This is a genomic window from Arthrobacter sp. 135MFCol5.1, from assembly GCF_000374865.1.
Taxonomy (GTDB): domain Bacteria; phylum Actinomycetota; class Actinomycetes; order Actinomycetales; family Micrococcaceae; genus Arthrobacter.
The window spans coordinates 266,223-278,363 of record NZ_KB895452.1; the positions used below are offsets into that span (position 1 = coordinate 266,223).

Genomic DNA, 12,141 nt, shown 5'->3' on the forward strand with positions numbered 1-12,141 from the left:
GTTCTCTGCCGTTGCCCCAGATCCGGGAGTTCGTTACCCAGTCCGGACGTTTACAGGGAACGAACCAGCGGCGCCTGGTGCAGGGGCGTCAGAGAGCAGGGGGCGGACTGCCCGTTCGGGACGCGTGGCCGATCACCCTGTTGGAGAACAGCAGAACTATGGCGGCCGCCGCTGGTACCACCATTGCCGCACCCGCAAGGACGAGTCCGCTGGTCAAGGTTGGGACACCAATCGTCAGGACGAACAGTTGGGCCACCAGCGCCGCTGCCCGGGTCCACCGGTACCCGCGGTAGAGGAAGAGGGATACCGCAAAGAGCCAGGCCGAAAAGGCCAGCAGGAGGCCCAGAGTGAAGACAGCTCCCCAGAAAGAGAGCACGGGGCTGCCGGTGAACAGCTCGTACCCGTACCAGCCTGCAGCAACCAGCAGGGCAAGGGCTTCGGCACCGGCAATCAACGCCACCACGGTGGCAGCAACGGGTGCGGGAGTGGAACGCTGGTCGGCCGGGCGGCCGGGTCCGTTGCCGGGCTCGTCCGGAATCGCTGGGACGCCTGCTGGGTTTACCGGGGGTCTTGACACACTGGCACCCTACCGGACATAGTCGGACACTGGTGAGGGCAGGAGCCGCCACTGTGATGCATCGCTCAGCTTTCCACTGATATCAGGCGTTATTACCCCTTGTTTACACAGCGTTAACATGACAGGCTTGATGCAGATGACCAAGGGGGCCCAGAGGGCCCCTTTCCTTTGTAGCCACTAGTGAATAATTTCACAAAGGGCACTTCCCAGAAATGGAGCAACTGATCAGCATGGATTGGCGTAACCGCGCAGCGTGCCTCGACAAGGACCCGGAACTGTTCTTCCCCGTCGGAAACACAGGCCCGGCCCTCCTGCAGATCGAGGAAGCCAAGAGCGTCTGCCGCCGGTGCCCCGTAGTGGACACGTGCCTCCAGTGGGCTCTGGAATCCGGCCAGGATGCCGGTGTCTGGGGCGGCATGAGCGAAGATGAGCGCCGCGCCCTGAAGCGGCGTGCCGCCCGCGCCCGCCGGGCGTCCTAGAAGGCGGGCAGCCGGCACCGTTAAAAACGGACCTTACAGCCAGAGGCCCCGGATCGATCCCAAGGATCGGTCCGGGGCCTCTGTCGTTTGGTTTTACCCACCACCGGGCGCCATATCGGCGCGTACGGTCCGTGGCCTACTTCCCGTGCAGGCTGAGCCTGATCTTGACCTCGGTTCCGCCGCCCTCCCGGCGTTCCCACGTGATGGTGCCGCCCAGTTCACTGGTGACCAAGGTCCGCACGATCTGCAATCCAAGCCCCTCGACATGCGGGGTCTCCGGGAGCCCCACGCCGTCGTCTGCGATGGTTACCGTCAGTTCCTCGCCATCCTCCCCCTCGGACCTGTCGGCCAGGAGCCACACTGTCCCGGCCCTCCCCTCAAGACCGTGCTCCACGGCATTGGTCACCAGTTCGTTGATCACCAGGGCAAGCGGGGTGGCCAGGTCGCTGGGCAGCTCGCCGAACGTGCCGGAGCGTTCGGTCCGTACCTGCTGTGACGGGGACGCGACCTCGGCGGACAGCCTGAACTGGCGCCCGATCAGCTCGTCAAAATCAACGCTCTGGGTCAAGCCCTGCGACAGGGTCTCATGCACAAGGGCGATGGTGGCCACACGGCGCATCGCTTGTTCCAGTCCCTGTTTGGCCTCATCACTCACCATCCGCCTGGATTGCATCCGCAGCAGCGCAGCCACCGTCTGGAGATTGTTCTTGACCCTGTGGTGGATCTCTCGGATGGTGGCATCTTTGGTCACCAACTCCATTTCCCGCCGCCGCAGCTCCGAGACGTCCCGGCAGAGCACCAACGCACCGAAGCGCTGCTGTTCATCGCGCAGGGGGATGGCACGCAGGGACAGGCTGACACCGCGGGATTCGATCTCGCTGCGCCACGGCATCCGCCCGGTAACCACCAGCGGCAGGGTCTCGTCAACCATCCGCCGGTCCTTGAGGAGGCCGGCCGTGACCTCGGCAAGGGAACGCCCTTCAAGGGATTCACCGTCGCCAAGGCGGCGGAACGCGGAGACACCGTTCGGGCTGGCATACTGCACCACGCCATCGGCATCAAGCCGGATCAGGCCGTCCCCCACGCGGGGTGCACCCCGGCGCGACCCGGTAGGCGAGGCAAAGTCCGGCCATAATCCCAGGGTGCCCATTCGCAACAGGTCATACGCGCACTGCCGGTAGGTCAGCTCCAGCCGCGACGGCATCCGCGAACTGGACAAGTCCATATGCGTGGTGACCACCGCAAGCGTCCGCCCGTTCCGGACCATCGGGACCGCCTCCACCCGAAGCGCCATCTCACTGTTCCAGTTGGTCTCGCTGGACCGCTCAATGGAGCGGCTGTTCCAGGCTTTGTCCACCAGCGGCTGCAGGTCGGAGCGGATCCCTTCCCCCACGAAGTCGCTGTGGAACGCGGTATGCGTGGTGGAAGGGCGCACGTGGGCCAGGGCGACATAGCCAAGCTCCGGGTGGGGGAACCACAGTGCCAGGTCGGCGAACGCCAAGTCCGCGACCATCTGCCAGTCCCCCACCAGGAGGTGCAGCCATTCGGCATCGCCCGGCCCGAAATCAGCGTGTTCCCTGATGGGGTCCGTAAAGATTGCCACTGCACCTCCAGTTGCGACGCCGCAAGGCTAGCGTCGGACGATTGACCTCAAGAGCCTCAATGCTACCGACAGTGAGGCCATGTCGTCGGCCTCCAGGGCGTTCACTTCGTCGAACATGCTCTTTGCCCTGCCCAGCTGTTCGGCATTCTGCGCCTCCCAGTCCTTGAGCCGCGCCTCCGGTGAGTCGGCCGTGGACGTTGCGTCCAGCACCGCCGTCGTCATGTCCGACACGGTCGAGTACAGATCGTCGCGCAAGGCGGCCCGCGCCAGCGCCTGCCACCTGTCCTGGCGGGGCAGGCTGCTGATCCGTTCCAGCAAGGAATCCGCGTGGAACCGGTTGAACACGGTGTAATACGTGGCCGCAATGTCCTCTACCGGGTCCTTGCGGGATCGGGCGATCTTGGCAATATCCAGCAGCACGAAGCTCTCGAACAGCTCGGCCCAACGCAACGCCAGGCTTTCCGGGAGTTCCCATTCGCGACCCTTCGCCAGCCATTCGGCCACCCGTTCGCGGTCATCCCCGCGCAGGTAGTCCAGCAGGCGGGCCCGCATCGGATCCATGAGCGGCTTGAACTCCGCCACTACCTCTGCGATCGGGCGGGAGACGCTTTCCTGGCCCAGCAGCCACCGGACCGCACGGTCCAGGAGCCGGCGGATGTCCAGGTGTACGGTGCTCCAGTGCTCCGTCGGGAACGAAGCCGGCAGGCTGTTCAACTCGGCCACCATCGCATCCAGTTCGTACACCTCCCGCAGTGCCACGAACGCCTTGGCGACGGCCACTTCGCTGGCCGACGTTTCTTCCATGACCCGGAAGGCGAAGGTGATCCCGCCAAGGTTGATCATGTCGTTGGCCACCACGGTGGCGATGATTTCGCGTCGCAGCGGATGCGTGTCCAGCTCCGCATCGAAGCGTTCGCGCAGCTGGTGCGGGAAATAGGAGCGCAGCGTGTCCCGGAACCAGGGATCGTCGGCAAGGTCGCTGTCCCGAAGCGCCGAGGCCAGCTCGATCTTTGCATAGGCGGCCAGCACCGACAGTTCAGGGGAAGTCAGGCCCTGCCCCTGCTGCAGCCGGTCACGCAGGGTTTCGGTCGTCGGCAATGCTTCCAGGTCGCGTTTCAGGTCCGCGCTCTTCTCCAGCCAGTCCATGAGCCGCTCGTAGCTCGGGCTCCACTCGGCCACCCGGCTGCGGTCGTTCAGGAGCAGGATGTTCTGGTCGATGTTGTCTTCCAGGACCAGCCGGCCCACCTCGTCGGTCATGGAGGCCAGGAAGTCCGCGCGTTCGGCCGCCGGCAGCTTGCCTGCGGCGACCATGCGGTCAACAAAGATCTTGATGTTGACTTCGTGGTCGGAGCAGTCCACGCCGGCAGAGTTGTCGATAGCATCAGTGTTGAGGATGACCCCCTGCAACGCCGCCTCGATGCGGCCGCGCTGGGTCATGCCGAGGTTTCCGCCTTCGCCCACCACTTTCACGCGCAGATCCCGGCCGTTGACGCGGATGGCGTCGTTGGCCTTGTCCCCCACCGTTGCGTTGGATTCTGAACTGGCCTTGACGTAGGTGCCGATACCGCCGTTGTACAGCAGGTCGGCCGGGGCCAGCAGGATGGCCCTCAGCAGCTCCGGCGGGCTGAGTTCGGTGGTTTCGGCCGACAGCCCGAGTGCAGCGCGCACTTGCGGGGATACGGGAATGGACTTGGCCTGCCGGGCGAAGACGCCGCCGCCTTCACTGATCAGCGACTTGTCGTAGTCGTCCCAGGAGGACCTGGGCAGCTCGAACAGCCTCTGCCGCTCAGCGAACGAGGATGCCTCGTCCGGCGCGGGATCGAGGAAGATGTGCCGGTGGTCGAATGCCGCAAGCAACCTGATGTGGCGGGACAGCAGCATCCCGTTTCCGAACACGTCACCGGACATGTCCCCAACACCCACCACCGTGAACGGCTCGGTCTGGGTGTCGAGGTCGAGCTCACTGAAGTGCCGCTTGACCGACTCCCAGGCGCCCCGGGCCGTGATCCCCATGGCCTTGTGGTCGTAGCCTACGGAGCCGCCGGAAGCGAACGCGTCCCCCAGCCAGAATCCGTATTCTGCCGACAGCCCGTTGGCGATGTCCGAGAAAGTAGCCGTCCCCTTGTCCGCCGCCACGACAAGGTAGGAGTCGTCGTCGTCATGCCTGACAACGTTCGACGGCGGCACAAGCCGCTCGCCGCTACCTTCCGTGAGCAGGTTGTCGGTGAGGTCCAGCAGGCCGCGGATGAAGGTCTTGTAGCTTTCGACGCCTTCCGCCATCCAGGCCGCGCGGTCGGCGGCCGGATCCGGGAGCTGCTTGGCGAAGAAGCCGCCCTTGGCTCCGGTGGGAACGATGACGGCGTTCTTGACCGTCTGCGCTTTCACCAGGCCCAGGACTTCGGTACGGAAGTCCTCCCGCCGGTCAGACCAGCGAAGGCCACCGCGGGCGACCTTGCCGAACCGCAGGTGCACGCCCTCCACCCGGGGCGAATAGACCCAGATTTCGAACATCGGCCGCGGGAACGGCAGCCCCTCGATCTGCGCCGGGTCCAGCTTGAAGCTCAGATGCGGCTTGTCCTGGAAGAAGTTGGTGCGCAGGGTGGCCTCAATGAGGTTGCCGAATGTGCGCAGCACGCGGTCTGCGTCCAGTGTGGCAACCTTCTCAATGGCAGCTGCCAGGTCCTGGCGTACGGACGCCTGGGCGGCGGCGCGGCCGTCGTCGTCCATGGCCGGGTCAAAGCGGGCAGCGAAGAGCGCGATCAGGGCCTTGGTCACGTCGGCGTTGGCCAGGAGCGTGTCCGCCATGAACCCGAAGGAACTGCTGCTGCCCATCTGGCGCATGTAGCGGGCGTAAGCCCGCAGCACCGTGATCTGCCGCCAGTGCAGGCCCTCCCGCAGCACCAGGCGGTCGAAGCTGTCAGACTCCGCCGCTCCTGTGACGGCGGCGCCAAAGGATTCGGCCAGGAGTTCCCCCGTGCTGACCGGATCCACGCCGGCAGGGTATTTCAACCCAAGGTCGTAAAGGAAGAAGTCCCTGTGGTCGGCGGTTTCGATCTCGAACGGGCGTTCGTCCAGGACTTCCAGACCCAAGTTGTGGAAGTAGGGAAGGATCTGGCTCAGGCTCTTGGGCTCCAGCATGTAGAGCTTGACCCGGGCGTCCTCTTCCAAGGTCGCGCCTGCCCCCTCGGGCAGGTAGACGTGGACACCGGGACGGTCCTGCCGCGCGTCCGCACTCCGTTCGGCGGCTGCTCCGTACTTCTCGAAGCGCGCAATATCCTCAAGCGCGTCCTCTACCTCGTAGTCCACCCGGTAGCTGGCGGGAAACGCCTCGGCCCAGATGGCGGCGAGTTCCTTGGCCTCGGCCGGGTCCCGCCCTTCGCGCAGGACCTCGGTGATGCCCTCACTCCAGGACCTCGCGGCCCGGACCAGCCGCGTTTCCAGCTCCTCGCTGTTGACGTGGCTGACATCGGCGTTCTTGGGCAAGCGGATGCGGAAGAACAGGCGGGCAAGGGCCGACTCCGTCATGCGTGCTTCGTAGTCGATCGAGACCGCCTGGAACGTTTCCCGCAGTTCCTGCTCAATGCGCAGCCTGACATTGGTGGTGTACCGGTCACGGGGCAGGTAGACGACGGCGGACATGAAGCGGCCGTAGATGTCGGGCCTGAGGAACAACCGGGTACGGCGACGTTCCTGAAGCTTCTGGATACCCAAAGCCGTTGCGGCGAGGTCGGGAATTTCGATCTGGAACAGCTCATCGCGCGGATAAGTCTCGAGGATCCCCAGCAAATCCTTCCCGGAATGCGAGTCCGGCGGGAAGCCCGCGGTTTGCAGCACAGCGTCGACCTTTTCGCGGACGATCGGAATATCCCGGACGGAGCCGGCGTAAGCGCTCGTGGCGAAAAGTCCGATGAAGCGGCGCTCGCCGTTGACGTTGCCTGCGGCATCGAAACTCTTGATTCCGATGTAGTCGAGGTAAGCCGAGCGGTGCACGGTCGAGCGGGAATTGGCTTTCGTAATGACCAGGGCGCGTTTTTCCCGCGCCTTCTTCCGGCCGGTATCGGTGAGGTGCTGGATGTGGGGGGAATCGGCGGACGCCCGCAACAGTCCAAGCCCGCTGTCTTCGCGCAGCTCGAGGACATCTTCCCCGTCGACGTTCAAGAGGTCGTATTCGCGGTAGCCGAGGAACGTGAAGTTACCGTCGTCGAGCCAGCGGAGCAGGTCCTTGGCCTGGCGCAATTCGGCGATCTGTGCGGGGTTGGCCACCTGGTCCAGGCTTCTGGCGATTTCCAGCGCCTTTTGGCGCATCTTCGGCCAGTCCTCGACAGCGGCCCGGACGTCCTTGAGTACCCTGGTCAGCCCGGCAAGCAGGGACGACTTCGCGTCGTCCGGAATACGCTGGATTTCGACGGCGATCCACGACTCCATGTGGGAGGCGTTTTCACCTTGGGCGATGAGGTGCGACAGGTTCGGCATGGCGGCCGTGTCCCCACTTGAAATGCCCAGGTGGGCCGGGACCCTGTTAACCTCTACCAACTCGCCGGTTTCCCGATTCCTGGTGGCGACAAACAGCGGGTGGACCACCAGTTTGATGGCTGCGTGCTGCCGGACCAGTTCCGCGTTCACGGAATCGACGAGGAAGGGCATGTCGTCAGTAACGACGAAGATGACGGTGCTGTCCTCCTCGTCGGCGATTGAGATCTTTGCCTGCCCGGGCAGCCGGACCGACGCCGTCGTGTGGTGCTCCCGTGCCCGGGACTCCAGTACCTCGCGAGGGTAGCTCCGGGCGTCCTCCTCCGCCAAGTGCTGGTAGTAGTCCCCCATGAAACCTTCAAGGCCTTCAATGGAGAGGGGCTGATCCTCCACACCAGATCCAGACGACATCGACAACGCCTCCACTAGAGAAATTCGCCGCACCTTTGCAGCTCTTATGGCGAGCCTAGTCCTTTGCCTTGCGCCGTGGTGTGGAAGAAAATACAGAGGATTTGGACTTTTGCTGGACGGGTGCACAAACCAGTTCCCCGATCGCCCTGCGGAGCGTCGACTCCGGCGCAGCTTCGTGCAACAGGGATCCAGCCAAGAGCGCTGCGTCGGCTGCAGCGGGGTCGTACGGCAGAAACGCGGTGAGCCCGGAAGCCGGGCCGTATCGTTCCCAGGCATCCCTCAGCTGGCGCTCGGGACTTCTGCCAACGGAGGAGGCCCGCACTTTGTTCATGACCACGATGGGCGCGGCCTGTGGGACCGCTGTTTCCAGTTCGGCGAGCGCCCGCACCAGCCTGGGCACCCCTACCGGATCCGCTGCCCCGACCGCATAGACCGTGTCAGCCACTTCAAGGGGGCAAAGCGTCGCCGCATTCCGCCGCGGCGCCATGGTGTCGAAGCTGAGTTCTTCATCAGCCTCAAGACAGAAGCCGGTATCGACCACCACCACGTCCGCCATGTGCCTGGCCCGCTCGAGGACCAAGGCCAGAGCTGTGGCCCTGAGTTCGGTCCACCGGTCAGCGCGGGTTATCCCCGTCAGGACCTTGAACGTCCCTGACGCGGTGGCAACGGTTGAGGCCACTTTCCGAAGCGCATCAGCGTCCAGCGCCCCCTGGTCGGCGAGCCTGCACGCCTGGGCAAGCCCGGCCGACTCATCCAGCAATCCCAGGACTGCCGCTACGCTTGCGCCGTAGGTGTCGGCATCGACAAGGAGGACCTCCCGGCCGTCAGCCGCCATTTCTCCGGCGATGTTGGCTGCAACCGTGGTCCTTCCGGGCGACCCCGCCGGACCCCATACGGCGATGATCTTCCCCGTCCCGGCATTCTCCGGGCCGGGCTTGGGTTCAACCGGTGTGATGGCGAGCGCCGCTCCAGTATCAGCTTCCGCGCTCAACGCCGGAGGACGACCCAGACCGGTCAGGCGGGCAACAGCGTCCGCTATCCTGTCCGAAAGCTCCGCGGAATGAACCCCGGTCAGTGCCGAGGCCACCCCGATCTTGCGGAGCCTGTCCGCCTCATCGGCGTTGTCCGTCAGGGCAATGATTGCCACCCCCACAGCGCCAAGGCGGTCAACCAGGGACGCAGTCAGCCCTTCTGAACCTTCGGCCACGACGGCAGCCCTGGCGAGGCCGCTCTGGCAGGCTGCCAGCAATTCCGGAAGTTCAGCGCATCGCCGAACCACAGTGACGGGGCCGTGCAGCCGTTCCAGGCCGCCCACCACATCCTCCCGGCTTTGGCCCACAGTGACCACCGGAATGCTCATCGGGCTCCACCGGGGTTCCAGACGACCGAGATCTTTGCTTCATTTGCCTGCGCGCCCAGCAACGCCGGCATCTGCTTGTCCTCCACCAATACCATCAGAACCGTCGTCTTCGACGATCCAAGGGCCGTGGACCCCGTGGCCACTTCGGTGATCTCCGCACCGTGCAGGAGGAGCTTCGGCTCACTGAAACCGTTCTTGGCATCCGGCTGCGCCACCCAAACATCGACGCGGGCGCCGGCAACGGCTTGTGCCGGCAACGTCTGATCAATGGTGAGAGCTACAGGCTTCCGGTCCAGCCGGTCCACTTCGCCGAGTATTGACCGCGGAACGAGCTGGTCTTTCCCAATGCGCTGCATGGCAACCACGTCCTGCGGCAACCCGTCCGCCACGGCGATGTAATGCTGCTCGGTATCTCCCAGCCTGACCTTGGCGCGCACCACGTTCTCGGGAGTGAGGCGTTCGCCCACCGCAATGCCGTCCCTGGCGGCGTAGACCTCGGTTGTCCGGTCTGCGCTGCCTACGAGAAAGACGACACCCGCTATGGATACCAGGACCAGGAGTACGCCAACCAACAGCCGGGGGTCTCTCCACGAGGGACGCTTGAGCCGTGCAGCACCGACGCTTGAATCAGGAACCATACCGTCCTCCCCCTTGGCATCCCGGACCCTCCCCACGGGGGCCGGACTCCTCATTGTTACCGGAAGGCCGATGGAACAAAAGTCATTTGGCTAAAACCTGCCAATATGTGGATAACGGGAACAAACTGCGCCACTTGATGGCAAAATGAGTCCATGCCAAGGTTTCTCACGCTCGCAGACGTCGCTGAGCAGCTTCAGATTAATTCTCCAGCCGCGTATGCCTTGGTGCGCAGCGGCGAGCTGAAGGCCATCCAGGTGGGTGGCAGGGGCCAGTGGCGGGTCGAAGAAAAGATGCTGGAGCAGTACATCCAGGAACGCTATGCCGAGGCCAGCCGCATGATCCAGGAGTCCCGCGCCAAGTCGATGTGACCGGCTAGCGCACCTTCCAGCCGCAAAAGCAGCAGGACCGACTGCGCCGCCGCTACAGACCGCCCATCTTGCGTGACCTGATCATGGCAAGCCCGGCGAAGGGTATGGCAGAGACCTGGCTCACGCCCTGGCTCCTGCGGACCTCGCCGGGCGTGACCACGGCCAGGTCGATGTAGTCACTGCCCACGCGGTCGATCACTCCTGCCAGGCGGACGAGACCTGCAGCACCGCCAACGGTCACCGCCAGCTCCGCCCTGTCGCGTGCAAGGCCACGCAAGGAATGCGCGAGCCCAATCGATCGGCGAACCGCGGAATTTTCTGCTTGCGCGTGCCGCCCCAGTCCGACATAACGCGCCACGGCCGCGTAGGGAACAAGCACTTGGCTCTGCTCATCGTCCAGGACCAGCGCATCGGCCCCGGCATGTGTGAGCTCACCGTGTACGGATTCCCCGCAGAGAAGATGGACGCCAATCCGGTAGCCCACCGATGCCCGCAGCCTGTCCTCAACCGGCAGGCTTACCAACTCGGCGCGGGCCCGCTCATTGATTTCGGCGTCCAACGACAACCGGTCAATTTCAGCAAGTTGGCTTTCGATGTCATTGAAGAGTGCATCCCAGCGCATTCCGCCAGCGTAAGTTGCCCTTCCGCCCCGGTCAACGCAGCCAGGATTTTCTCTCCAACGTCTAGACAAAAGATCGTACATCGGTCCAAACTGAATCAAACAACATCAAATGATATCTAAAGGGACGATAATGGATTGCAGGGAAGAAGCACGGTGGTCGGACATCGTGTCGGCATTTGCCTTGCTCGTGCTCGGCGTCGCACTTTGGTTCCTGGGCTCCGGACTTGTCGCCCAATGGCAGGCTTCCGCAGCGCGCAACCAGGAACCATCCGTGGAAGTCCTGTTGGCGGCCGCCGCATCAGCGGCCGGTGCCGGCATTTTGCTGTGGTGGACGTTTGCGATCGTATGCGCCGGTTCAGGAGTCCTACTCGAGCGCCTTGGCCGGCGTCGGTCCGCGGCAGCCGTGCGCAGGTTCTCTCCTGCATTCATGCAACGGGCCTTGGTTGCCGCCCTTTCGATCCAGCTCCTCGCAGGAGCGGCCGCGCAAGCCGCCGCAACCGATCCGGGGCCCGCATGGGGCCCCACACCCAGCCACTCGTCGTCGGCCCCCTTCAGCCCACCACCCACGAGCAGCATTCCAGACACGGGAGGAGGAACCGTGAAGGAACAGTCCGCAGTGGAACCGCCATGGAGCATCGCCGCAACGGAAGGACAACCTGGGCCCCAACCGCCCGCCGCCATGCCGGCACCCGGATGGCGTCCCGCTCCTCAGGTAGTGGAACCCGGCCTGCTCGCCGCGCCAGGGAGCAGGGCAGCAAGTGGAGCTGCTCCCGGGACCGGGGCTGCAACCGTGACCGTACTGTCCGGGGACACCCTATGGGCCATCGTAGCCAACCAGCTTGGCCCCGGTGCCTCGGATGTGGACATAGCCCTCGAATGGCCGCGCTGGTACTCGGTGAACCGCGGGCAAATCGGCGGGAACCCGGATGTCCTGCTGCCAGGCCAAATCCTCCGGGCGCCACAGCCGTCGTAACTGCCTTTTTGCTACCTGGCAGTGGAACCAGCCAACTAAATGAAGGGGAATCCAATGATTGCTGTGACACCAATTCGCGCCAAGCAGGACTTGACGGCGCTTCCCGGGAACAAGACCGGTGGGCCCGGGATTGCCGCCAGCGGGACCTCGTCCGCAGGGCGTTTCCGGGGAGCACGTCCGGCACCGCTGCGACCAGTCGACGAGGCCGCGGAAGTGCGGGCTATCACCCGCGGGACCATCCAGGCCTCCATGGAGGTCCTGGCCGGAATCCGGCCCGTCCACCAGCTTGCACGCCGGCTGGATCCACGGTGCCTGTCGGCCCTTCAACACCGGGCAGCATTGATCAGGCGTGAACTGACCCGGACTGGCAATCCGGCACTGGCCCGGCTTCACCGGAATTCAGTGGTCCGCTCGGTACGCGTCTGTGAGGTGTCCGATGGAATCTACGAGGCCAGCGCCGTCGTTGTGGATGACGTGCGCGCCCGCGCCGTTGCTGTGCGCATCGAACGGAGCAAACAGGTGTGGCGGGTGGTCGAACTTGTCATCGGGTGAGAGAGCGCCCGGAGACGCCGACAGGGCAGGGAACAAGAGGTTCCCTGCCCTGTCGGCGGATGCCAGCGCCCTTGGTAACCCCTGCGG

10 protein-coding genes are annotated in these 12,141 nt (G+C 64.6%); 4 read left to right on the forward strand and 6 right to left on the reverse strand.

The features are described 5' to 3' along the window. Window positions 1–88: 88 nt before the first annotated feature. Window positions 89–577, reverse strand: a complete 489-nt coding sequence (locus tag C563_RS0101205; RefSeq protein ID WP_018760214.1) for a hypothetical protein — start codon at window positions 575–577, stop codon at window positions 89–91. Between the two features lie 230 nt (window positions 578–807). Here C563_RS0101205 and C563_RS0101210 point away from each other — a divergent pair, with 230 nt between their 5' ends. After that, entirely contained in the window at window positions 808–1,056 is a 249-nt protein-coding gene (locus tag C563_RS0101210; RefSeq protein ID WP_003804966.1) for a WhiB family transcriptional regulator, read from the forward strand. 136 nt (window positions 1,057–1,192) lie between these two features. Here the strand turns inward: C563_RS0101210 and C563_RS0101215 are convergent, their stop codons facing one another. Genes C563_RS0101215 through C563_RS0101230 form a run of 4 tightly spaced genes read right to left on the reverse strand, consistent with a single transcriptional unit; the run spans window position 1,193 to window position 9,538 of the window. After that, window positions 1,193–2,659: a sensor histidine kinase gene (locus C563_RS0101215; RefSeq protein ID WP_018760216.1), complete on the reverse strand. Its 1,467-nt coding sequence runs from the start codon at window positions 2,657–2,659 to the stop codon at window positions 1,193–1,195. Window positions 2,660–2,686: 27 nt separating this feature from the next. Beyond that, on the reverse strand, window positions 2,687–7,540 hold the full coding sequence (locus tag C563_RS0101220) for an NAD-glutamate dehydrogenase (RefSeq protein ID WP_026264255.1): 4,854 nt from the start codon (window positions 7,538–7,540) through the stop codon (window positions 2,687–2,689). Between the two features lie 55 nt (window positions 7,541–7,595). After that, window positions 7,596–8,900 (reverse strand): AAA family ATPase, encoded by a 1,305-nt coding sequence (locus tag C563_RS0101225; RefSeq protein WP_018760218.1) that lies wholly within the window; start codon window positions 8,898–8,900, stop codon window positions 7,596–7,598. Further along, window positions 8,897–9,538: a hypothetical protein gene (locus C563_RS0101230; protein ID WP_026264256.1), complete on the reverse strand. Its 642-nt coding sequence runs from the start codon at window positions 9,536–9,538 to the stop codon at window positions 8,897–8,899. The genes C563_RS0101225 and C563_RS0101230 overlap by 4 nt, the downstream gene beginning before the upstream one ends. 153 nt (window positions 9,539–9,691) lie before the next feature. Here C563_RS0101230 and C563_RS0101235 point away from each other — a divergent pair, with 153 nt between their 5' ends. Next, window positions 9,692–9,907, forward strand: coding sequence for a helix-turn-helix domain-containing protein (locus C563_RS0101235; protein WP_018760220.1), 216 nt, complete (start codon window positions 9,692–9,694; stop codon window positions 9,905–9,907). Between the two features lie 52 nt (window positions 9,908–9,959). On the opposite strand, the gene C563_RS0101240 is transcribed toward C563_RS0101235, so the two are convergent. Continuing rightward, on the reverse strand, window positions 9,960–10,529 hold the full coding sequence (locus C563_RS0101240; protein WP_018760221.1) for a hypothetical protein: 570 nt from the start codon (window positions 10,527–10,529) through the stop codon (window positions 9,960–9,962). A 598-nt stretch (window positions 10,530–11,127) separates the two neighbouring features. Between C563_RS0101240 and C563_RS22335 the strand changes: the two genes are divergently transcribed. Both C563_RS22335 and C563_RS0101250 read left to right on the forward strand, forming a co-directional pair. After that, a complete protein-coding gene (locus tag C563_RS22335) occupies window positions 11,128–11,502 on the forward strand; it encodes a LysM peptidoglycan-binding domain-containing protein (protein WP_155845067.1) in 375 nt (124 codons plus the stop codon). A gap of 54 nt (window positions 11,503–11,556) precedes the next feature. After that, complete coding sequence (locus C563_RS0101250; protein WP_018760223.1) at window positions 11,557–12,054, forward strand: Rv3235 family protein; 498 nt, start codon at window positions 11,557–11,559, stop codon at window positions 12,052–12,054. The last annotated feature ends 87 nt before the right edge of the window (window positions 12,055–12,141 follow it).

What these genes read in the sequence shown, in the direction of transcription:
- C563_RS0101210 (WP_003804966.1), top strand. Translation starts at nt 808, where the DNA reads ATGGATTGGCGTAACCGCGCAGCGTGCCTCGACAAGGACCCGGAACTG.
- C563_RS0101220 (WP_026264255.1), bottom strand. Translation starts at nt 7,540, where the DNA reads ATGTCGTCTGGATCTGGTGTGGAGGATCAGCCCCTCTCCATTGAAGGC.
- C563_RS0101225 (WP_018760218.1), bottom strand. Translation starts at nt 8,900, where the DNA reads ATGAGCATTCCGGTGGTCACTGTGGGCCAAAGCCGGGAGGATGTGGTG.
- C563_RS0101230 (WP_026264256.1), bottom strand. Translation starts at nt 9,538, where the DNA reads ATGGTTCCTGATTCAAGCGTCGGTGCTGCACGGCTCAAGCGTCCCTCG.
- C563_RS0101235 (WP_018760220.1), top strand. Translation starts at nt 9,692, where the DNA reads ATGCCAAGGTTTCTCACGCTCGCAGACGTCGCTGAGCAGCTTCAGATT.
- C563_RS0101240 (WP_018760221.1), bottom strand. Translation starts at nt 10,529, where the DNA reads ATGCGCTGGGATGCACTCTTCAATGACATCGAAAGCCAACTTGCTGAA.
- C563_RS0101250 (WP_018760223.1), top strand. Translation starts at nt 11,557, where the DNA reads ATGATTGCTGTGACACCAATTCGCGCCAAGCAGGACTTGACGGCGCTT.